General features: G+C 47.3%; 1 protein-coding gene. It reads right to left on the bottom strand.

What is annotated here, in order from left to right:
• Positions 1 to 203, bottom strand: a 203-nt coding sequence (locus tag B7695_RS11230; RefSeq protein ID WP_192855761.1) for a hypothetical protein, incomplete at both ends; no start/stop codon positions are given.

Genomic DNA, 203 nt, shown 5'->3' with positions numbered 1-203 from the left:
GCAAGCACATCGGCTTCAACAAGTACAAGCACATCAGCAAGCACATCGGCTTCAACAAGTGCAAGCACATCGGCTTCAACAAGTGCAAGTACATCGGCTTCAACAAGTGCAAGTACATCGGCATCAACAAGCGCAAGTACATCAGCAAGTACGTCAGCTTCAACAAGTGCAAGCACATCAGCAAGTACATCAGCTTCAACAAG

Origin of the sequence: Streptococcus mitis (genome assembly GCF_002096845.1) — a bacterium.
Taxonomy (GTDB): domain Bacteria; phylum Bacillota; class Bacilli; order Lactobacillales; family Streptococcaceae; genus Streptococcus; species Streptococcus mitis_A.
This window is presented reverse-complemented; position numbering and strand designations above follow the sequence as displayed.